The sequence below is a fragment of the Labrenzia sp. PO1 genome (assembly GCF_012273635.1).
In the GTDB taxonomy this organism is placed as follows: Bacteria; Pseudomonadota; Alphaproteobacteria; order Rhizobiales; family Stappiaceae; genus Roseibium; species Roseibium algicola.
In genome coordinates this window covers 843,437-865,201 of sequence record NZ_JAAXCR010000002.1, presented here as the reverse complement: position 1 = coordinate 865,201, position 21,765 = coordinate 843,437, and the positions used below count along the sequence as shown (strand labels likewise).

The following is a 21,765-nucleotide window of genomic DNA, read 5'->3' as shown; positions in this document are numbered from 1 at the left end:
CTGCGCGGCCAATGCGTGTTATCTCTTTGGACTATCTTATTTAAGTAACTGAAATAAAACATGGAAAAATATTGTTATGACGTTTAGGTCAGTTTCTTCTTGCAAAGCAACATGGAAGCTGGAACTGTCCCCGCACACAGAACTTACGTAAGATGGAGCCCCCCGCACGGACAAGAGATCCGGCGGAAATCGGGTATCATCTTGCGGGCAAAAAACCTGGAGGAAGTGTCATGACGGCAGCCATGGTGGGTTGGGCACACATGCCCTTCGGCAAGCATTCGGAAGAGACGGTTGAAAGCATGATCGTCAAGGTGGCGGTCGATGCCATCAAGGACGCGGGTATCGAGCCGGGAGATGTCGACGAGATCCTGCTGGGTCATTTCAATGCCGGTTTCTCGGCACAGGATTTCACCGCTTCGCTGGTGCTGCAGGCCGATCCGACGCTGCGTTTCAAACCGGCGACCCGTGTCGAAAACGCCTGCGCCACCGGCTCTGCCGCCGTGCATCAGGGTGTGCGCGCCATTGCTTCGGGCGACGCCCGCTTCGTGCTTGTTGTCGGCGTCGAGCAGATGACCACGACGCCCGGTCCGGAAATCGGCAAGAACCTGCTCAAGGCCTCCTACCTGAAGGAAGAAGGCGATATCCCGGCAGGCTTCGCCGGTGTCTTCGGCAAGATCGCCGACGCCTACTTCCAGAAATACGGCGACCAGTCCGATGCCCTGGCCAAGATTGCGTCGAAGAACCACAAGAACGGTGTCGGCAACCCCTACGCCCAGATGCGCAAGGACCTCGGTTTCGACTTCTGCCGCGCGGAATCGGAAAAGAACCCGTTTGTCGCCGGTCCGCTGAAGCGCACCGACTGTTCGCTGGTGTCCGACGGTGCTGCTGCACTCGTCCTGACCGATCCTGCAACGGCGCTCGGCATGAAGAAGGCGGTTGCCTTCCGCGCGCTTGCCCATGTGCAGGATTTCCTGCCGATGTCGAAGCGCGACATCCTGAAGTTTGAAGGTTGTTCCAAGGCCTGGGGTCAGGCACTCGGCGATGCCAATCTGGCGCTGGACGACCTCTCCTTCGTCGAGACCCACGACTGTTTCACCATTGCCGAGCTGATCGAATATGAAGCCATGGGCCTTACCAAGGAAGGCGAGGGTGCTCGCGCCGTGCTGGAAGGCTGGACGGAAATGGGCGGCAAGCTGCCGGTGAACCCGTCCGGTGGTCTGAAGGCCAAGGGCCATCCGATTGGCGCCACAGGTGTCTCCATGCACGTGCTCACTGCGATGCAGCTGACCGGCACTGCCGGCGAAATCCAGGTGAAGAACGCCGAGATCGGCGGCATCTTCAACATGGGTGGTGCCGCGGTGGCCAACTTCGTGTCCGTGATGCAGGCGATGAAGTAATCGGCAACAACTGCCTTTAAGTAAGATTTAAAGGAGGACGAGAAATCGTCCTCTTTTCGTTTTTGTTGAAGATAAAAGTAGTTTTTGTCTAAATACATACTCGTGAAAAGTTCCTAAGTGTTCACCTAAATTAATTTTTTAAAAATCTTATGAAATCAGATTGTTGCCCAGAGTAACGCATCGGCAGGGGGCAGGTGCGACATAAGCTGGGTTAACCATGTCCGTCTTTCAAAGTCTGAAATCCAAAATGATCGCCATGCTGGCTGTACTGTTCGTTGTCGCGACAGCGCTGAGCCTTGGCACGATACGCAATCTTGGCGTGCTCGAAGAAAACGCGGGGCATCTCCGCGAAGGGGCGGAAACCTTTGCCACCGACGGCGTGAACCTGGCCATTTCACTGCAGAAAATGCAGTTCGACATCGTTCAGGTGCAGCAATGGCTGACAGACATTTCCGCAACAAGAGGTCTTGATGGACTGAACGACGGTTTTGATCTTGCGGTTTCCTTCTCCGACAATTTCAAGAGCGAGAGCACCGCGGCAATCGATCTCGCCGAAAAGCTCGGTTATGCGGATCTTGTTGACAAGATCAGGAACGTTCAGGCGAAATTCCCGTCATACTACGACACGGGAAAAGCCATGGCGGAGGCCTATGTTGCCGGTGGACCGGAGCAGGGCAACAAGCTCATGGGGGCATTCGACGGCGAAGCTGAAAGCCTGACGACGGCGCTGGAAGCAGCCCTTGATCTTCATCACCAGCATCTGGAAACGGAACGCGCCGAGTTGGCCGTTGAGGTGGCGAGCTATCAGAGTGCGGCCCGGAACGCTGACGTCATGACCTACGCTAACCTCGGGCTCGTCGTCCTTGCCCTGGCAATGGCCGGTTTCTTCATCATGCGTGCGGTCATTCTGCCGCTCGGGTCCTTTGCCGAGGCAGTCGCCCGGCTTTCGAAGGGCGACTATGGCATTCACCTTGCCGAATGCGAACGGGCTGACGAAATCGGACAGCTTGCAAATGCGATCAATGTCCTGCGCGACGGCGCTTCGGAGCGAGAGGAGTTGGTCAAGGCGCAAAAGGCGGAAGACGAGGCGCGTATTCGGCGCATGCGGCAGCGCGAAGAGCTGACTGCTTCCTTCCGCAGCAGCGTATCGTCCCTCATCGTGGATGTGACCGGCACCATGTCGCAGCTGGAAGACACAGCAACTGTGCTGATCGGTGTTGCAGATGACACCACGACACACGCTGAAGGAGCGGCCTATTCATCCAATTCGGCTCTGGGTAATGTCGAGGCTGTCGCTTCCGCCGCTGAAGAGCTTTCGGTTTCCATCGAGGAAATTAACCAGCGTGTGGCTTCCACCTCCGCAGTTGTCTCGGAAGCTGCCGAAACCACCAGCCTGACCAATGAAAAGGTCGCAACCCTTTCCTCTGCGGCCCAGGAAATCGGTGAAGTCGTCCAGCTGATCCAGACCATCGCCGAACAGACCAATCTTCTGGCTCTCAACGCAACTATCGAGGCTGCTCGTGCTGGTGAAGCTGGCAAGGGCTTTGCTGTCGTTGCTGCGGAAGTCAAGGAGTTGGCCAATCAGACAGCGAAAGCCACGGAAAGCATCACCCAGCAGATCATCGCCATTCAGGAAGCGACCACCGATGCAGCCCACTCGATCCAGCAGATAACCGACATCATGGGCAATGTAACGGCGGAAACAACGGCAATCGCATCGGCGGTTACTGAACAGAGCGCAGCGACTGGCGAAATTGCCCGTGGCGTCAACGAGGCCTCCACCAGCACCCAGACGGCAAGCGACAGCGTGTCCGGCATGAAGGAAAACGCGGTCCGCTCCAAGGATGCGGCAGGTGAAGTTCGCCAGGCGGTCAACCTGGTTGCAGAACGCACCCAGACGCTGACCCACCAGATCGAGGACTTCATCAAGTCCTTTGCGGCCTGATGTCAACCGAGACCAGTGACGAAAAGCCGGCGGTTTCCACCGGCTTTTTTGTTTCCCGGTTTTGACAATCCTCCAAGTGACAATGAGGCGGCGAACGGAAAAACGCCGACCTGCTCCTCAGGTGAACAGCCGACTTGTGGTCGGTGATCTGGGCTGCTCGTTTTGCCTTACTCCGCAGCGTTTGCGATTGCCGAGTAGAGATCCGGATCCGTTAGTTCAGGCGGAGAAACCGGTGCGCCACCGCCTTCGCCGACGTAAGTATCCGCCACGCCGTAAATGAAGACCCCGCCCGCCTTGCGCTTTGCGATGGCGACCCGCTCGATCAACTGGAAGTCGCCCGTTTCGCAGTTGGCGTAACTTGTATAGATCGGTTTGCCGTTCTCGTTGATCCGTTCGGAACCTGAGGTGAATTTGCCTTCCGCGCATTTCTTCTGGCTGTCGGCAACAATAAGCGACATCAGTTCTTCTTCCGACTGGTAGCTACCCGCCGGAAAAATGTGCGCCACAATCGTGCGTGCGTCGTTGGTGGCAACGGCATGAAGGCCGTTCAGATCTTCTTCGCGCTGTCCGTCGGAAACAAGCTTTAGCCCGGACAGGCCAGCGCTGCCCATCAGGTTGAACAGGGCCTGGGTCGCTTCGATGGCAAGTTGCGGGTCGGTCGCCGAACTGGACGCCGCCGCTTCGTCCTTGGTCGGGGCGGAATGTCCGAGGCCACCTTGAGAGCTGGCGCCTGCAGCGCCGGCAACGGGTGCCGCACCGTACCGTGCGATGTTCTGCTCCACGCATTTGGCAAGACGTGCCATCAGGCGAGAGGTGCCTGTGAGGCGGAATTCGTAATTGTAGGTGCCATCTCGAACGTAAAGTGTCCGTCCGCGGCGAAATCGGGTGATGATGTAGCCGCCTCTGGGCATTTGCATGCGCGCCAGATTCTTCGACGTCGCCTTGGCAACGCCGCTCTGCCAGGCGCCCCGGTCGATGCGATACTGAAGCGCAATATCCGCGCCGACCTTCATGTTCCACTGAAGAGCCGAAAAGCCGATGGCCCAGTTGTAGTTGGTGTCGAGCTGGACATATAGCGTGATGCCGCTGTGGTAGCTCACGGACGCGACACAGGTCGAAAATGCGCCGGTCTGATCATCAGTGAAGGCACTGCCGTTCCAGCCGCCGCTTTGGAAGTTTTCAACAACGGCTGCATGGCTAGTTCCGAAGCTGCCGAAGAGCAAAAGACCTGCGGAAACCCCGGCGGCAACCAATGAATAAACAAGACGCATCATACCCCCTCTGATGCCACTGCGGCCGTGTCCCAGCCGTCTGGAAAGGCTAAGTGATTTCCTTTGCGGCATCAAGAATGACGCACGCTTGCCCGGAAGGTTGAATGCCGTCGCAAACGACGGCTGAACGGGGTGTTCGCTGCCCGTTGGAACAGGAGAAAAACTCTTTCAATCGGACCAGGCCCGTTGGAAATTTTTCCTCGCAAAAATCACTCTGACCGGCCGCCGGGAATTGAAATTGGTCAAATCAGAGGATTGCAAAAAACTATTCCGCTTCTGTTTCCAGCTTTGAAATCCGGTGCCCGGCGCAGGCATGGGCTGCCGATTACATTAGACCCATCAAACTGGGACTGGAGACCCTGACGATGACTAGCCGTGGTGGCGACACTCTGAAAACACTGAAAAAGCCGGAAGACCGGCTCGACGTGTTTCCGGCCTTCATGAAGGTTGCCGGTCGGCGTGTGCTCGTTGTCGGGCACGGCGGTGAAGCTGCTGCAAAGGTTCGTCTCCTGGGGGAAACCAACGCCCGGATCGTCGTCGTTTCCAAAATTGTCGAACCGGATCTGCAGGAGGCTATTGACCTCTTCGAGACCGAGCATCTTGCCGAAGATTTCCAGCCTGGTCATCTGAAGGACGCCGCTCTGGTCTTTTCCGCGCGCGAAGACTGGGATCTCGACAAGGCTGTTGTCGATGCGGCACGGGCGCAGGGCGTTCCGGTCAATGCGGTCGACAAGCCGGAACTGTGCGACTTCTACACCGGAGCCCTGGTCAATCGCGCACCGATCGCCGTTGCGATAACCTCGACCGGTGTCGGTCCTGTCCTGTCGCGCCACATCCGCGCGCGCATTGAAGCCATGCTGCCGCGTTCGACCGGCGAGCTGGCGCGTCTTGCCGAAAGTTTCCGCGATGCCGCAACCAAGGTGATCCGCGACGGTGGGCTGCGCCGCAGTTTCTGGGCGCGCTTCTTCTCCGGTTCGGTCGCAACCAATCTCTATGCAGGCAAGGCTGATGTCGCCCGTTCAGAGGCACAGCGGTTGTTGAATTCGATGGCGGACGAGCCCGGTTTTGTCTGGCTTGTCGGTGCCGGGCCGGGCGCGGAAGACCTGTTGACCCTGCGCGCGCAGCGCCTGCTGCAGGAAGCCGACGTCATCGTTCACGATGCGCTGGTGCCGGCAAATGTCGTTGCCATGGGCCGCCGCGATGCGGAGCGCATTTCAGTGGGCAAGCGCAAGGGCGCTCATTCCGTGCCGCAGTCCGAAATTTCCGAGCTCCTGGTCGAGCTTGGCCGCAAGGGCTTGAAAGTCGTGCGTCTGAAAGCTGGAGATCCGATGATCTTTGGCCGAGCGGCAGAAGAAATGGAAGCGCTTCGCGAAGCTGGTATCGGCTTTGAAATTGTTCCAGGCGTCACGGCAGCCTTCGCCGCGGCAGCGTCAGCCCAGATCCCGCTCACGTTGCGCGGTGTCGCCTCCAACCTGGTTTTCGCTACCGGCCACAATGCCAAGTCCGAAACCCTGCCGGATTGGGCTGGGCTGGCACTCAAGGGCGCGACGGTGGCTGTCTACATGGGCCGAACCGTGGCGGCTGCGGTTGCCGAGAAGATGATCGGCGCGGGCCTGAAACCTGAAACACCGGTTGCCGTTATCGAGAATGCGGCACACCCGGACGAACGCCAATTTGCCGGAACCCTGTCCGAACTCGCGGTGCTGTCGAACCGCGCTGAGATCGACGGACCGGTTCTGATCGTGATCGGCGAGGCCGTGGGCCATGCCGCAATGGACAAGGCCGAACCCCTGGCGCCGCAGCTCGCCGCCCGGGTTGTAGCCGCCTGAACTTGAAGAGAGTGGACGCACATGAAAGTCATCACCGCCAACCGCCTTTTGAACGGCGATGTTGTCTGGCTCGCGGAAAACGGTTCCTGGGTCGAGCGCATTACGCTGGCTAAGGTTTATGACGGCAAGGACGCGGTCGCGGCAGCCCTGGCCGAAGGTCTTGAGGCCGAGAAGAACCAGAAAGTCGTTGGTGTCTACGAGATGGACGTGACCGTGGAAGAGGGCGTCATCGTACCGGTGCGCCTGCGCGAAAAGATCCGGGCAACCGGCCCGACCACCCACCCGGAACTGGGCAAGCAGGCCCAGGCGGTTTCCGCCTGAAACAACAATGAAGGGCAGGGCAGCGCCTTCCATGGCAGCGCTCGCTGAGGAGAGATTGAGACATGTACCGTTACGACGAATTTGACGCGAGCTTCGTGAACCAGCGTACCGAGCAGTTCAAGGACCAGGTCCGCCGCCGTCTGGCTGGCGAGCTTTCCGAGGACGAGTTCAAGCCGCTGCGCCTGATGAACGGTCTCTATCTGCAGCTCCATGCCTACATGCTGCGCGTTGCCATTCCCTATGGCACGCTCAACGGCCGGCAGATGCGCAAGCTTGCCCATATCGCCCGCACGTACGACCAGAGCTACGGCCACTTCACCACGCGCCAGAACATCCAGTTCAACTGGCCGAAACTGGAAGATACGCCGAAGATCCTGGAAGAGCTGGCCGAAGTCGAGATGCATGCCATCCAGACGTCGGGCAACTGCATTCGGAACGTGACCGCGGATCACTTCGCCGGTGCTGCCGCCGACGAGATCGCCGACCCGCGGCCCTATGCGGAAATCCTGCGCCAGTGGTCATCGCTGCATCCGGAGTTCTCGTTCCTGCCGCGCAAGTTCAAGATCGCCATCACAGGCGCACCGAACGACCGTGCTGCCGTCCAGGTTCACGATATCGGGCTGCAGCTCGCACGCAACGATGCCGGTGAGGTCGGGTTCGTGGTCTTCGTCGGTGGCGGACTTGGCCGTACGCCGATGATCGGCCGCAAGGTGCGCGACTTCCTTCCCGAGGAAGATCTGCTTGCCTACTCGGAAGCGATTCTGCGCGTCTATAACCGCTACGGCCGCCGCGACAACAAGTACAAGGCCCGCATCAAGATCCTGGTTCATGAAACCGGGCTGGACGAACTGAAGGCGGATATCGAGGCCGAATTCGAAAAGATCCGCTTCGGGGTCCTGCGCCTGCCGGACGAGGAGGTGCGCCGCATCGAGGCCTATTTCGCTCCGCCTCCGCTGGAAGTGGGCAATGCGACCTCGGCTGCCGTTGAAACACGCAAGGCGGCGGATGCAGCCTTTGCCCAGTTCACGGCGCATAACCTCAACCCGCACCGGGTGCCTGGCTATACCTCCGTCACATTGTCCATGAAACCGATCGGCGGCATCCCGGGTGATGCGTCGGATGAGCAGATGGATGTGATCGCGAACCTTGCCGAGAAATACGGTCATGACGAGATCCGCATCAGTCACGAGCAGAACGTGATCCTGCCGCATGTGAAGCTGGACGACCTGCCGGCGCTGTTCGACGAGTTGGTGGCCGCGCGTATCGCGGAAGGCAATGCCGGTCTGATCACCGATATCATCGCCTGCCCGGGCATGGACTATTGCGCCCTGGCAACCGCCCGTTCCATTCCGGTTGCGCAGCGGATCTCCGAACGCTTCGGTGCTGCGGAACGGCAGGCCGAGATCGGTGAGCTGAAGATCAAGATCTCCGGCTGCATCAACGCCTGTGGTCACCACCATGTCGGCCACATCGGCATTCTCGGCCTGGAGAAGAAGGGCGAGGAATTCTATCAGGTGACGCTTGGCGGCTCCGCCAACGAAAACGCGTCCATTGGTGAAATCGTCGGCCGCGGCTTCTCGTCTGAAGAAGTGGTCGATGCCATCGAGAAGCTGGTCGATACCTATCTCGGCCTGCGGAACGGCAAAGAAGAGACCTTCCTGGAAGCCTATCGCCGGGTTGGGGAGGATCCCTTCAAGGAGGCCCTTTATGGCGCTGCATGAGACATTCAGCCTAGGTGTTGATCCGGAGCTGGGCTTGCAGGCGGAAGTCGCCGCACTTAACGCCCAGTTCGAGGATGCAACCGCGGACGACGTCCTGAGGGCGGCCATCCGCCACCAGTTCGCCGGTGGCATTGCCATGGTCTCCAGCTTCGGGGCCGATTCCGCAGTGCTCCTGCATATGGTTGCCCAGATCGACCCGTCGACACCGGTCGTTTTCGTGGACACGGTCAAACTGTTTCCGGCCACGCTGCTCTATCGTGATGAGCTGATCGAGAAGCTCGGCCTGACCGATGTCCGCACCCAGAAGCCGAACAAGGATGATCTCTCCAGGGAAGATCCCGCGGGCATGCTCTGGATGAGCGATACCGACGCCTGCTGCCATATTCGCAAGGTGGTACCGCTGGCCGAGGCCTTGAACGGGTTCGAAGCCTGGATTTCCGGCCGCAAGCGGTTCCAGAGCGCAAGTCGCTCCAGCCTGGAGTTCTTCGAAATCGACGAAGGCCGGGTGAAGGTCAATCCGCTGGCGGACTGGACGGCTGCCGAAATTCTGGATTATGCCAAGACCCATGATCTGCCGCCGCATCCGCTGGTGGCGCAAGGCTACCCCTCGATTGGCTGCCTGCCCTGCACCAGCAAGGTTGCCCCCGGCGAGGACCCCCGGGCTGGACGTTGGCGTGGCCAGGACAAGACAGAATGCGGCATTCACTGGCCGACCCATGGCAAGGAAGTTGACGGCAGCGGTATCTGACCGCTGCCGATAGAGGATTTTGAGGACGCAAAGAATGGCAACGATTTTCAAGGACGGCGATTTCGTCGAGGAAAGCTGGGCGCGGACAGATGCCGAAACCGGCACTGCTGTCGAAGGCGATGCGCTTGTACCGATGACCGTGTTTCTCATCGACCCGGATGCATATCTGGCACGAGACGGCAAAACCGCCGTCATCGTCGAGGCTGGTGACGATGTCGAGCTGATCGAAAATTATCTCGACCGGCTGGCACTGGTTGCCGTCGACTTTCCGAGCTTTTCCGATGGCCGCGGCTTTTCCGCAGCCCGCATCCTGCGTGAGCAGATCGGCTACAAGGGTGATATCCGCGCGCTCGGGAAATACATTCTCGACCAGGTGCCGCTGGCACGCCGCTGCGGTGTGTCGACGTTCGAGATCTCCAAGCCGGAAGTGCTGAAAGCCCTGAAGGCCGGTGAATGGCCCGAAGTAACCAAATATCTGCAGCCGGTCGGCACGGTCGATGAAATCCCGGAAGGAACACGCCCGTGGGCGCGCCGCTCCCACCGGGATCTGGCGGTCGCCGCGGAGTAAGCCGAACAGGTCTGCCCGTCTTGCGACAATGGTCATAGGATGGCGGCACAAAATTCGAACGAGCGTTTCAGGGGACCTCGCAAGGCGGGGTCCCCATTTGTTTGCGAGCGGCGATCCTTGCAAGAGGCCGTCGGCATCGCCAAAGACTACAGGTGCTCGTCCAAGGTCATTTGCTGTCGAAGGAAAAGGTGAAACCGAACCACGGCAAGTGTTTTGCCTGTCCAATTTGTGTCAGCAACCGGAATGCAGTTCGTCAGTGGATTGAAACATCCGGTTACAGGCTGTGAATCGCATTGTCACAAGACTGACTTATTATACGTCATATGGTCTGGCGGCAAAATGATTTGCCGGCGAACCGGCACTGGCGCACGAGGCAATGTGGCGTCGAAACGGGGATACCGGGGCATTGCCAATTGTTTCCCGAAATCCAATACCGCAGGCCGGTTCCGGTCCTCAGCAGGAATGTCGCTCAATGGCCGTCACTCGCACCCTCGAAACGCTCTTCGATCTGAGGAAGCCCGCAGTAAAGACCAACAAGGTGCTTGTGGTCGGCGTCAGTTCAAAGCGATCGCTCGGCCTGGCAATCGGCGAGCACATGTATCAGAACGGTTGGGAAACCGTGCTGACGTCGCGCCGGCCGGAAAAGCTGTCTGCCAAAACGCCACATCACGACATCCGCTTCCTGGATTATCCGCAGTCCATCGACGCGATTGACGATCTGACCGACCTGACCGGCATGGTGTTCTGCCTTGCCAAGACCGACATCGGCGAAGCCGGACAGAACGGTCTGCTGGGGACGAGCGAAGAGAACTTTCTGAAGACGATCAGCACCAGCTGTTATGCCTTCATCGCCCTGGTGCGGGAGGTGCAGCGTCGCAACCCGAACCTCAGATCCGTTGTTGCCCTGACCTTCCTGGGCGGTGAGCGGGTGGTGCCCGGCTACGAGGTCCTGGGTGTCGCCAAGGCTGCACTGGAACACTCCGTGCGGGCGCTGGCGGCGGAACTTGGCCATGAAAACGTACGTGTGAACGGTGTTTCCGCCGGCGCAGTCCCGACCACGTCATCGCGCGTCCTGCCCGACTTCCGCAAGGTTCATGAAGTTCTCTCACGGCAGTCGTTCCTGCGCCGCGGTGTCACTGCAGAGGAAGTTGCCGGAGCTGCTGCCTATTTGCTCAGTGATCTTTCCGGCGGAATGACGGGTGAGATCCTGCAAGTCAACGGCGGTCTACGGCACACGGTGCTCTAAGCTGGTGGCTGGTATGGCGTCGCGGTCTTTTCGTGATGCCGCACGTCGTTCAGCCTAATCCAAGTCAATGCTCCACGTGAACTTAATGCAAAACATCCGTGCTCCGGAAGTTAATGCATACTTTGTGCTTGTGTTTTTATTGGTTCGTTAGATAAACACCCTCACCATGCCTCAGAGGGATCAACGGATTCGGTTGCCGAAACCTTCCGAAACCAGGGACGCACTTCGGGAAATTGCGGAACGTCCGACGGCGAATGCCTGAATTATCTTAATTCGAGCTGTCGCAGATGGAGAGAAAATTGGTCGCAAATTTATACGGAAAGGGTGGTGTCCTGGACCGGGTCGCAAGGCCTGAAATGCGCGTACCGTTCTTGCTGGGTCTGGTGGTGTTCCTGGCTTGCATCTTCGGCATTCTTACCCGGCCGACCGGGTTCCTGGCGGCAGTCTGGCCGGCCAACGCAATCCTCCTCGGACTGCTGGTCCGTGTGCCGAAGTCGGCTTGTTGGCAGGGCTGGGTTGCTGCTGCCGTAGGCTATCTGGCAGCGGATCTTTTGACAGGAGCGACGCTCGAAAAGGCCGTGCTGCTGAATGCGGCCAACATGGTTGGGGTGGCTGCCGGGTATCAGGTCTATAAGTACTTGCCTGCCTCCTCCGTTCGGCTGCAACAACCCTTGGCCCTTCTCCATCTCGCGGTGGCTTCGGCTATCGCCGCTTCCCTGGCAGGGGTTGTCGGGGGCATCGCAAATCCGATCCTCTTCGGCGGGGGTGTCATTCCCGGCTGGATATTCTGGTCGACGACCGAGCTGGTGAACTACATCTCCTTTCTGCCGGTTATCCTGTCGGCACCGAAGCTGGAAGGAACGTTGCCGGACTTTTCCGGTCTGCTGGCCCGGTTGAGGCAGGAAAAACGCGCACCGCTGATCCTGCTGCTGATCTCCTGTATTGCTGGAGCAGTCGTCGGAGGGCCTGGCGCCATTGCGTTTCCGGTTCCGGCGCTCTTGTGGTGTGGTGTCGTCTATCCGGTCTTTCCGACAGCGATACTGACGCTGTGCATTGGCGTGTGGGGTCTCGTCATCCTGTCAAACGGGCTTGGCGACAGCAGCTCCCTGCAACTCGACGTGATGACGCTCATTTCCATCCGGCTCGGCATTTCCCTTGTTGCTCTGGCGCCTATCATGTTGTCCTGCGTCACGCAGAGCCGGAATGCGTTGCTGATCCGTCTGCAATATCTTGCCACGCACGACCAACTGACCGACGTGCTCAACCGCAACGCCTTCCGCGAGGAGGTCTCCCGCAGTCTCTCCCTTGGCATGAACGGCTTTGCCCTGCTGATGGTCGACCTCGATCATTTCAAGTCGGTCAACGACACCTACGGACACGCCACCGGTGATACCGTACTGGTCAGCTTCGTGCGGCGTGTGCAAGGCACGTTGCGGCCAGGCAGTCTTCTGGGTCGTATGGGCGGCGAGGAATTCGCCATCATGATTCCGAACAGCCAGATCATGGACGCAGTGGCGGAAGCCGAGAAAATTCGGCAAAGCGTCTGCAGTGAGCCGGTTGCCGCAGGAGACGGAAAACTGGTTCGCGTGACGGCAAGCCTCGGCGTCGTCGCTGTCGAACACGACAATGCAGCCTGTCTTGATACCCTGTTGGCCGAAGCCGACCGGCTTTGCTACCAGGCGAAGGAACGCGGCCGGAACCGCGTGGAGCATTGCGGAGCGGCATAGGGTTTTCGGACAGGCGGCCGTCAGACTTCCTTATTCCTGGTCAGGTAAAGCAGTTGCGGGAATATTTCCTCCAGCGCCGGGTCACGTCCGGTTTCCGCATTGGCCGTATAAAACTGCCGATTTGCCTTCAGATTGGCATACCCGTGAATGAACGCCCACAGCATGGTTTCAACGGAAGTCCGGTGAACGGGGTTCTCGCAATTCTCCGGTGAAAGTCCTTCGGAGACCTCCCTTAGGACCGCATAGGCTTCGCGGCTGGCCGGCTGAAGCTCCGGATAGATGTCGATCTGTCGTTCCATGGAGAACATCAGCCGGAACAGATGCGGGTTCTCTTCAACAAAGGCGATGTAACCGCGGGCGCTTGCGAGTATCTGTTCACGGGCGTCGTTGGACGCATCCGCCATATGCCGGCGCATCGTGCCCGCAAACTGCCGGAAGCCTTCCGTCGCGATGGCTGCCTGCAGGACGGCAAGATTGGCGAAGTGGTTCTTCGGCGCTCCATGGGAAACGCCGGCACGGGCGGCGCACGCCCGCAGCGACAGGGCTTCAAGTCCATCTTCGCGCAGAATGTCCAGCCCTGCCTGGATCAGGGCCTCTTTCAGATTGCCGTGGTGATATTTCGGGTCGCTCAGGCCTGTTTCCTCCATAAGTAGACACTGTCAACATTTTCGTTGACGGCTGAAAATTCCGCATATAGACAGTGACAACATTGCTGGGGTCGCAATGCAGAAGGGTTGTCTTATGTCGTCTAAGTGTTATGTGCGGGCTACCGTCCTTGCAAGTCTCGCGCTTGTCGCATGTCCTGCCATGGGGGACGAACAGAAGGACTGGAGCGTACTGGTTGGCGCTGGTCCCTTCTTCGGTCCGGAGTATCTGGGCTCCAAGGACTACGGTTTCGTTCCCGGCATCATCGCGTCTGTGCAGAAGGGGCCTTATTTCGTCAAGTTCAACGGATTGACGGCGACCGCCAACGTGCTGCCTTTCGACAGCTTTTACGCCGGGCCGCTTATTGGCTACGGCACGGGCCGCAAGGATGTGTCCGACAATGTTGTCGACAAGCTTCCCGATGTTGACGAGGAGCTCTGGGTTGGTGCCACGGCAGGCGGTGGCTACGCCGGTTTGCTGCTCGATCGCGATTCACTTGGTGCCAGTGTCGAGATTGCCCATGACGTCATCGGCGAAAGCGGCACAACGGCCACATTCAGCCTGGGTTACGAAATCAACGCGACCCAGCGTCTGGCTTTCGGCCTTGATGTCTCCACGACCTTTGTCGACGGCACCTATGCTGACGCCTACTATTCCGTGACCGCAAAAGGCGCGGCCGCAAGCGGTCTCAAGGAATACAAGGCCGACGCAGGCTTCAGGGACGTGAGCGTGGATGTTTCGTCAAGATTTGCCGTAACCGAAAACTGGGGCGTCGGTGGCCTCGTCGGCGGGTCGGTGCTTCTGGGCGGCATGGCTGATAGCCCGATCGTTGAAGACCGGGGAGAGGCGATCAACGGCCATGGCGGTCTGTTTCTCTGGTACAAGTTCTGATCGGCGGTCTGCACGGAAAGCTGCTCTGACGCTGAAAAACTGTGCCGGCACCTTTCCCGGTAAAACCACGCAGCGCACCAGCGCCAGAACGGTCATCGGTTGCATCAGTGGCTCCGTCAGCCAGAATTTTTGAAAGGTTATCGCGGGCCGCGTTCCACCAAGCGTGCCCCGGCACAAGGCCGGGGCTGCTGAAGGTTCAAGCGGCAGGCGCAATCACGCGTCTGTCGGCTCTTCGTATGTGATCATCGCGATCACGCCTCCGAGCGGGTCGACAATCGTTGCCATGCGGCCGACGTTTGGAATGCTCATTGGTTCCATTGCAATCGTCGCGCCAAGCGCACGGGCCTTTTCGACACGCGCATCGACACTGTCGACAGTCACATAGGGCAGCCAACGGGGACTTTCAGTTTCCATTGATGGGAAGCCGCCGATCATGTTTTCATTGTTCATGATCATGGTGTAGGGGCCTACGCCCACATCCACGGTTTTTGTGCCCCAGCCGAGCAGGTCGGAATAGAAGGCCTGCGCCTTGGCACCGTCAGCGCAATGAAGTTCCATCCAGCTGAACGCGCCATGTGTTTGCGACGGAGTGCTCATGTCTTTCATCCTCTGTGTTGAAAACAATTGCCTGGCAGTGCCAGGTGATCAGAGGACGGCAGGCGACAGGCAGAACCGACAGGGGGGGCAAAAAATATTTTGGTCTGGCGGGATCTGAACAAATCGAGGCTCGAAACAGGCCTATTGTCCGCCAGAAACCTTCATCTTCCGGCGGATATGGTCGCGGTCGACATCGGTTCCCGCAAATTCCAGCGCTTTGCGGTAAGCGGCCTGAGCCTCTTCGATCAGGCCCAGTTCTTCCATAAAGGTAGCGCGGACAACGTGAAAGTTCGGGTAGCGCTCCAGAGAGCCAGCCAGTTGCTCCAGGCGGCACAAGCCGGCCTGTGCCCCGTTCAGCTTTGCCTGGACCACGGCGCGGTTGAGCGCCACAACCGGTGAAGGCCGGATATGTTCCAGAGCACGGTAGAGCCGGTCGATCTCGACCCAGTCGGTGGTTGCGTAGGTCGCAGCCTGGGTGTGTGTCGAGGCAATGGCTGCCTCGATCTGAAAGGGGCCGGGCCGCGCCTTGCGCAAGGCGGCCTCAAGCAGAATGTTGCCTTCGGCGATCAGTTTCCGGTCCCAAAGGGAACGGTCCTGGTCTTCCAGCGTTACGGCAGCGCCGCTCCGGCTCAGCCGGGCCTTGCGGCGGGAATGCTGGATCAGGCAAAGGGCCAGCAAGCCGCGCAGTTCCGGTTCTTCGGGAAACAGCCGAACGATCAGGCGGGCCAGGCGGATCGCTTCCTCACACAGGGGCTCGCGGATCAGTTCTTCACCCTGTGACGCCGCATAGCCTTCGTTGAAGATCAGATAGATGGCATTGGCTACGGCGGAAAGTCGCTCGGCACGGGCGGTTCTGTCCGGCTCCTCATAGCTCAGTTTGGCCGCCTGCAGCCGTTTCTTGGCGCGCGTGATGCGCTGTTCCATGGTCTTGGCCTGTACCAGAAATGCACGGGCAATCTCCTCCACAGCAAGACCAGCGACAATTTTCAGGGAAAGGGCAATCTGCTGGTCCCGGCGCAGCACCGGGTGGCAGCAGGTAAACAGAAGACGCAGGATGTCGTCCCGGTAGACGGCATGATCCAGCGATTGGGTCAGCTCGTCTTCCGGGTGCGGGCCTTCGGGAAGAGGCTCGAGATCATCCGGTGCGGTGAGGGTTTCCTTTTTGCGTTTCCGCAGCGTATCGATGCCGGCATTGCGTCCGGATATGATCAGCCAGGCAACCGGATCCGCCGGCATCCTGTCGGGTGACCACGCCTTGAGCGCCTTCAACGAGGCGTCCTGAAACGCATCCTCGGCAAGGTCAATGTCGCCGAAGACGCGATTGAGCGCTGCCAGGACGCGCGGGCGGGCAGCCCTAAGATGCGCTGATAACCAGGCGCTCGGCATTCTTGAAATCGGCTCCCTCGAAGAATTCCACCGGGCGAATTTCGATGCGGCCATGATCCAGCGGCAGGATCTTCACCGCCTCGATGGCGTCCTCCAGTGTCGGGCAGTCGATCACGTAAAAGCCCATGAACTGCTCTTTCGTTTCGGCAAAAGGCCCGTCGGTGACAATAAAGTCGTCCTTGTCCTTGTTGATCGTGACCGACGTTCCCGTCGACATCAACTTGGTTGCAACGGCGAAGGAGTTGTTTGTCTTTGTGTGTTCGTGAAAGGCGCCGTGTTTCTGATAAACGGTGGCGAGCTCTTCCGGCGGCAGAGCGTCAATGAAATCTTCGCTGGCGTAAATCAAAACGGAAAAAAGCATGTGGGTCCCTCCGGTTGCTTGGATTGATACCCAAGGAACGGGCAGGCGCGAGCTTATCCGACAGCCGACCGAAAAAAAGTGAAAACTTGCCTGCGATCGGGACATGGCCTGGCCGAAAGGGAGAGTTGCCGGCCGTTAAGCCGGGCAACTCCAGTCCGTGTGATCTTCTAGGCGTTGCCGATGAGAACGCCTGCCGCAAAGACCAGAGAACCACCGAGGACAACCTGGAAGGCCGCCCGCAGAAACGGTGTTTCCATGTAGCGGTTCTGGATCCAGGCGATCGCCCACAATTCGATGAAAACGATAAATGCGGCGACAGTTGTCGCTGTCCAGAATTCAGGAATGAGATAGGGGAGGGCGTGACCAAGGCCGCCGAGGGCGGTCATGATGCCCGAGGCGAGGCCGCGCTTCAGCGGTGATCCGCGTCCCGAGAGCACGCCGTCGTCATGGGCCGCTTCCGTAAAGCCCATGGAAATGCCCGCCCCGACGGAGGCCGACAGGCCGACGAGGAAGGTCTGCCAGGTATCCTGCGTCGCGAAGGCGGCGGCAAAGATCGGAGCCAGCGTTGATACCGAGCCGTCCATCAAACCGGCGAGGCCCGGCTGGACGTAGGTCAGGATGAATTGCCGACGTTCGGTCTGGCGCTCCTGTTCCTGCACGTCGTCGGGCGTGTGTTTGGCTCCAAGGCGCTGGGCGAGACTCTCGTGGCCTTTCTCGGCAACCGCAAGATCGCCCAGTAGCTTGCGGGTTCCTGCATCCGAGGTGCGCTTGGCAGCTTCGGTGTAGAAGCGAAAGGCCTGCGCCTCCATTTCCTCGGCCATGGCACGGACCTTCTCCAGTCCGAGGGGGCGCACCAGCCAGTCGGGCTTGCGGTCGTAATAGCCGCGCACATGTTCCCGGCGTATGAGAGGGATCGTTTCGCCGAAGCGCGCCCGGTGCTGTTCGATCAGTCTCCGCCGGTGCTGGTTTTCCTCTTCGGCCATGTCGTCGAAGACCTTGGCCGATTGCGGATACTGGTCACGCAGACCATCGGCATAAGCCTTGTAGATGCGGGCATCGTCCTCCTCGGAGGAAATCGCAAGCGCCAGGATTTCCTGTTCGGAAAGGGATGAGAAATCCCGCTTTCCCAGTCTGAAAACACGTCCGAACATCAATGCCTCTCACCCAGGATTACCATTTTGCAGGTGGACCGCCTTCAGGCAGGCAGCACGCCGGCCCGAGCCGGTTCGATCACCGATCAGGTTATATTCGGATGTTAGCAAATTAAGAGAAGCCGAACCGATGCCAAGATGACGCATGTTTCATCGTCCCCGCAACCGGTTCGGCTGTCGATGTCAGCCTATCCAGCCGTCACGCTTCAGGACCTGATAGGTCTCGTCGAGGGTTTTCTCGGCGGTCTTCACCAGAATATCCGCCTCCTCGTGGGTCAGGACCAGCGGCGGCGAAATGATCAGGCTGTCGCGCACCGCGCGCATGACCATGCCGTTGCCGAAGGAAATGTCGCGGCAGATGGTGCCGGCCGTGCCGACGTCCTTGAACGGTCGATGCGGATTTTTCTTGTCCGGCACCAGTTCCAGTGCACCGACAAGGCCGGTCATGCGAGCTTCGCCGATCAGAGGGTGATCGCCCAGTTTCAGCCAGCGTTCCTTGAGATAGGGACCGATATCGGTCTTGACGCGCTCGACCAGGCCTTCGCGTTCGATGATCTCCAGGTTAGCGAGTGCAGCCGCGGCGCAGGCCGGGTGACCGGAATAGGTGTAGCCGTGGTAGAACTCTTCACCCGAAAGCATCAGGCCTTCGGCCACGCGATCGGACACCATGACACCGCCCATCGGCAGATAGCCGGACGTCAGTCCCTTGGCGATGGGCATCAGGTCCGGCTTCATGCCGTAGTGGGTCGAGCCGAACCATTCGCCGAGACGGCCGAAGCCGCAGATGACCTCGTCGGAAACGAAGAGGATATCCCGTTCGTCGAGGATACGGCGGATTTCCGGCCAATAGGTCTCCGGCGGAATGATGACACCACCAGCACCCTGGATCGGTTCGGCGATGAAGGCCGCAACCTTGTCCTCGCCGATCTCGTCAATGGCTTCTTCCAGTTTGCGCGCGGCAAAGACGCCGAACTCTTCCGGGCTCATTTCATGGCCTTCACCGAACCAGTAGGGCTGGTCGATGTGATGCACGCCCGGAACCGGCAGGCCGCCCTGCTGGTGCATGCCCTTCATGCCGCCGAGGCTGGTGCCGGCGAGCGTCGAGCCGTGATAGCCGTTCCAGCGGCCGATGATCACCTTCTTGTCCGGCTTGCCCATCTTGTCCCAATAGGTACGGACCATGCGGAACACGGTGTCGTTGGCCTCGGACCCGGACGAGCAGTAGAACACCCTGTTGATGTGATCGGGTGCCAGTTTCGCCAGCTTTTCAGACAAGGCAATCGCGGGCGGATGGGTCGTCTTGAAGAACGTGTTGTAATAGGACAGCTCGTTCATCTGCTTGTAGACCGCATCCGCAATCTCCTTGCGGCCATGGCCAACCTGCACGCACCACAGACCGGCCATGCCGTCGAGGATCCGGTTGCCTTCCGAATCCGTCAGCCAGATACCGTCGGCATGGGTGATCACCCGGCTGCCTTCCTGGTTCAGCGACTTCATGTCGGAAAAAGGATGCCAGTGATGGGCGGCATCGAGCTCCTGAAGGGCCTTGGTCGGATAGATGTTGGAATGGGCCGTCATTGGCGAACGCTCCGGATAGTGACAGACGGGATCAGACGTTGAGCAGCAGGTATTCCCGCTCCCAGGGGCTGATCACGGACATGAAGGTTTCAAATTCCTCGTATTTGATCGCGCGGTAGGTGGCGACGAACTGTTCGCCGAATACCTCGATCATCTCGTCGGACTTTTCGAACTTGGCCAGCGCCTCTGGCAAACCTCGCGGCAGGGACTTGGACCGTTCCGAGCAGTCGTCGGATTTCGGGGAATCTGGCTTGAGCCCGTGGACCATCCCCAGGTACCCGCAGGCAAGGCTTGCGGCGATCGCGAGATACGGGTTGACGTCGGACCCCGGTACCCGGTTTTCCAGACGACGTGCCTGGGCGTTGGAATAAGGCACACGCAAACCCACCGTGCGGTTGTCGTAGCCCCAGTAGACATTCACCGGTGCCGTCGAGGTCTTGGAGAACCGGCGATAGGAATTGACGAAAGGCGCCATGATGCAGGTGACCCGCGGAAGGAACCGCTGGTGACCGGCGATGAATGACAGGAACGCCTGTGTTTCCTCGCCGTTTTCATCCGCGAAGATGTTGAGGCCGGTTTCCTTGTCGACCACCGACTGGTGAATATGCATCGCCGAACCGGGCTGGTTCGACATCGGCTTCGACATGAAGGTGGCATACATCTCGTGACGAAGCGCGGCCTCACGGATGGTGCGCTTGAACAGGAACACCTGGTCGGCCAGGGCCAGCGGTTGGCCATGGCGCAGGTTGATTTCCATCTGCGCTGCGCCTTCCTCGTGGATCATGGTGTCGATCTCGAGGCCCTGCTGTTCCGACAGGTCGTAGATGTCGTCGATCAGGTCGTCGAATTCGTTCAGCGCGGAAATCGAATAGGACTGTCGGCCGACTTCCGGACGGCCGGACCGGCCCCGCGGCGGCTCAAGCGGATAGTCAGGATCCGTGTTCGGACGGACGAGGTAAAACTCGATTTCCGGCGCCACGACAGGCTCCCAGCCCTTGTCCTCGTAGAGTTTGAGAACACGCTTCAAAACATTGCGCGGGGCGGTCTCGACCGGTGCACCCTGCCGGGTGACGGCGTCGTGGATCAGCTGCGCGGTCGGGTCGCTTTCCCAGGGCACGGTGGTAAGGGTGCTGTAGTCGGGCTTGAAATAGAGATCGCCGTCGATGGGGTTGTGCTGAAACCAGTCGTCGTCGTCCGGATAATCGCCCGAGATCGTCTGCGCGAAAATCGAAGCAGGCATTGTCATCACCGGGCCGGAGAAAAACTTGCCAGTCGGCATCATCTTGCCGCGGGCAACACCGGCAAGGTCCGGAACGATGCATTCGATGTCCTGGATGTTGCGCGCGTTGAGCCAGTCACGGGCCGCATCGACATCCGGAACGCCGCGCAGGCTGTCGATCGGATTTTCGCTTTCGCTGGCAGGCGTTTCAGCAGTCACAAGAAGCTCCAATGGTTTTGGCACTTTGGCCGGGGCAGGGAAGGCCATTTGGACGGCAAACAGGGGCGTTATCAAGTGCCTGTCTGCATGGGGCTGTCCCGGGTCGGAGAAATCATTTTGTGATCACAAAATGACATGGCTTTCAAAAAGGATCAACCGCATGATGCATTTGACAGGATTTCCTTGCCGAGAAGCCCCATGCCGTCGGCAATATCGGCCGCGATCGCAGCCCGCAGTGCAGGGCCGTCCTGATCTTCGATCGCGCGGATGGCTTCCTTGTGACGGTCCTCAAGACTGGCAGTGCCGACCCGTCCGTAAACCGTACGCATGAATGGCGCGAACTGTAGCCAGAGACTGTCGATCAGCGGCAGCAGAACCTTGGATCCGGACGCTCTGTAAATGCGGAAGTGAAAGGCGTGGTTGAGCCGCATGTAGGCTTCTGCATCGCCACTTGTGAGCCGCTCGTCGATGTCGTCATCGATCGATTGAAGGTCCTTTGCATCCTTGGATGTCAGGTGCGGCAGGGCCAATTCGGCCAATTCCGGTTCCAGAAGAAGTCTTGCTTTCAGCACCTCGTCGAAGCGGGCCGGGGTCATGTCCGGTATCTGTACCCGGCCGTTCGGTTTCACCTCGAGAGCGTTTTCTGCCGCAAGCCGTTGCAACACTTCGCGCACTGGCATCGGGCTGACGCCAAGTTCTGCGGCAAGCCCCCGGATTGTCACGGCTTTTCCAGGTATGAACCGGCCTGTAAGCAGCCCGGACCGGACGGCATTGTCGACCTGCCCACGGGTTGCACCACGGGACGTGGAAGGGCCGCTGGCCTCCTTCACGGGGCCGGATTGCAAAGCGGATTGCCGAAGGGCCAAAGACGTCCTCCCGAAAAAGTCAAACGGTCAATTTATGCGATCCCGCTTGACAGGGTTTTCCGAAAGTGATCACATTTTT

Annotated in this window: 19 protein-coding genes; 10 read left to right on the top strand and 9 right to left on the bottom strand. The window is 59.3% G+C overall.

Annotated elements, in window-relative coordinates:
• The first annotated feature begins 230 nt into the window (after nt 1-230).
• Nucleotides 231-1,397 (top strand): acetyl-CoA acetyltransferase, encoded by a 1,167-nt coding sequence (locus HCG46_RS11845; protein ID WP_168686363.1) that lies wholly within the window; start codon nt 231-233, stop codon nt 1,395-1,397.
• A gap of 217 nt (nt 1,398-1,614) precedes the next feature.
• The gene (locus tag HCG46_RS11840) at nt 1,615-3,342 is read left to right on the top strand and encodes a HAMP domain-containing methyl-accepting chemotaxis protein (RefSeq protein ID WP_168686361.1); all 1,728 of its coding nucleotides are present in this window, start codon (nt 1,615-1,617) and stop codon (nt 3,340-3,342) included.
• Between the two features lie 167 nt (nt 3,343-3,509).
• On the opposite strand, the gene HCG46_RS11835 is transcribed toward HCG46_RS11840, so the two are convergent.
• Nucleotides 3,510-4,616: a hypothetical protein gene (locus HCG46_RS11835; protein ID WP_168686359.1), complete on the bottom strand. Its 1,107-nt coding sequence runs from the start codon at nt 4,614-4,616 to the stop codon at nt 3,510-3,512.
• A gap of 362 nt (nt 4,617-4,978) precedes the next feature.
• Between HCG46_RS11835 and cysG the strand changes: the two genes are divergently transcribed.
• The 7 genes from cysG (at nt 4,979) to HCG46_RS11800 (ending at nt 12,773) form a co-directional block, all read left to right on the top strand.
• Nucleotides 4,979-6,442 (top strand): siroheme synthase CysG, encoded by a 1,464-nt coding sequence (gene cysG / locus HCG46_RS11830; RefSeq protein ID WP_062490406.1) that lies wholly within the window; start codon nt 4,979-4,981, stop codon nt 6,440-6,442.
• 21 nt (nt 6,443-6,463) lie between these two features.
• Nucleotides 6,464-6,763, top strand: coding sequence for a DUF2849 domain-containing protein (locus tag HCG46_RS11825; RefSeq protein WP_055657573.1), 300 nt, complete (start codon nt 6,464-6,466; stop codon nt 6,761-6,763).
• A gap of 62 nt (nt 6,764-6,825) precedes the next feature.
• Entirely contained in the window at nt 6,826-8,484 is a 1,659-nt protein-coding gene (locus HCG46_RS11820) for a nitrite/sulfite reductase (RefSeq protein WP_168686357.1), read from the top strand.
• Nucleotides 8,471-9,232, top strand: a complete 762-nt coding sequence (locus HCG46_RS11815; protein WP_023002202.1) for a phosphoadenylyl-sulfate reductase — start codon at nt 8,471-8,473, stop codon at nt 9,230-9,232. Before HCG46_RS11820 ends, HCG46_RS11815 begins: the two co-directional genes overlap by 14 nt.
• Nucleotides 9,233-9,266: 34 nt before the next feature.
• The gene (locus HCG46_RS11810) at nt 9,267-9,800 is read left to right on the top strand and encodes a DUF934 domain-containing protein (protein ID WP_023002201.1); all 534 of its coding nucleotides are present in this window, start codon (nt 9,267-9,269) and stop codon (nt 9,798-9,800) included.
• Between the two features lie 472 nt (nt 9,801-10,272).
• Nucleotides 10,273-11,046, top strand: coding sequence for an SDR family oxidoreductase (locus HCG46_RS11805; protein ID WP_023002200.1), 774 nt, complete (start codon nt 10,273-10,275; stop codon nt 11,044-11,046).
• Nucleotides 11,047-11,345: 299 nt separating this feature from the next.
• Nucleotides 11,346-12,773 (top strand): sensor domain-containing diguanylate cyclase, encoded by a 1,428-nt coding sequence (locus HCG46_RS11800; RefSeq protein ID WP_168686355.1) that lies wholly within the window; start codon nt 11,346-11,348, stop codon nt 12,771-12,773.
• A 20-nt stretch (nt 12,774-12,793) separates the two neighbouring features.
• Here HCG46_RS11800 and HCG46_RS11795 read toward each other — a convergent pair whose 3' ends face one another.
• Complete coding sequence (locus HCG46_RS11795; protein ID WP_075283580.1) at nt 12,794-13,420, bottom strand: TetR/AcrR family transcriptional regulator; 627 nt, start codon at nt 13,418-13,420, stop codon at nt 12,794-12,796.
• Between the two features lie 94 nt (nt 13,421-13,514).
• Here HCG46_RS11795 and HCG46_RS11790 point away from each other — a divergent pair, with 94 nt between their 5' ends.
• Entirely contained in the window at nt 13,515-14,309 is a 795-nt protein-coding gene (locus tag HCG46_RS11790; protein WP_168686346.1) for a MipA/OmpV family protein, read from the top strand.
• A gap of 213 nt (nt 14,310-14,522) precedes the next feature.
• Here HCG46_RS11790 and HCG46_RS11785 read toward each other — a convergent pair whose 3' ends face one another.
• The 7 genes from HCG46_RS11785 to HCG46_RS11755 all read right to left on the bottom strand — a co-directional run bounded on the left by HCG46_RS11785 (nt 14,523) and on the right by HCG46_RS11755 (nt 21,650).
• A complete protein-coding gene (locus HCG46_RS11785; protein WP_031269808.1) occupies nt 14,523-14,906 on the bottom strand; it encodes a VOC family protein in 384 nt (127 codons plus the stop codon).
• Between the two features lie 141 nt (nt 14,907-15,047).
• Nucleotides 15,048-16,292, bottom strand: a complete 1,245-nt coding sequence (locus HCG46_RS11780; RefSeq protein ID WP_168686344.1) for an RNA polymerase sigma factor — start codon at nt 16,290-16,292, stop codon at nt 15,048-15,050.
• Nucleotides 16,261-16,653 (bottom strand): YciI family protein, encoded by a 393-nt coding sequence (locus HCG46_RS11775; protein ID WP_023002194.1) that lies wholly within the window; start codon nt 16,651-16,653, stop codon nt 16,261-16,263. Before HCG46_RS11775 ends, HCG46_RS11780 begins: the two co-directional genes overlap by 32 nt.
• Before the next feature lie 167 nt (nt 16,654-16,820).
• Nucleotides 16,821-17,804 carry an iron exporter MbfA gene (mbfA, locus tag HCG46_RS11770; protein WP_168686342.1) on the bottom strand — a complete coding sequence of 328 codons (984 nt, stop codon included), beginning with the start codon at nt 17,802-17,804 and terminating at the stop codon, nt 16,821-16,823.
• A gap of 183 nt (nt 17,805-17,987) precedes the next feature.
• Nucleotides 17,988-19,382 carry an aspartate aminotransferase family protein gene (locus HCG46_RS11765; RefSeq protein ID WP_023002192.1) on the bottom strand — a complete coding sequence of 465 codons (1,395 nt, stop codon included), beginning with the start codon at nt 19,380-19,382 and terminating at the stop codon, nt 17,988-17,990.
• Between the two features lie 31 nt (nt 19,383-19,413).
• Complete coding sequence (locus HCG46_RS11760) at nt 19,414-20,820, bottom strand: glutamine synthetase family protein (protein ID WP_031269805.1); 1,407 nt, start codon at nt 20,818-20,820, stop codon at nt 19,414-19,416.
• Between the two features lie 152 nt (nt 20,821-20,972).
• Complete coding sequence (locus HCG46_RS11755; RefSeq protein WP_168686678.1) at nt 20,973-21,650, bottom strand: GntR family transcriptional regulator; 678 nt, start codon at nt 21,648-21,650, stop codon at nt 20,973-20,975.
• Nucleotides 21,651-21,765 lie beyond the last annotated feature (115 nt).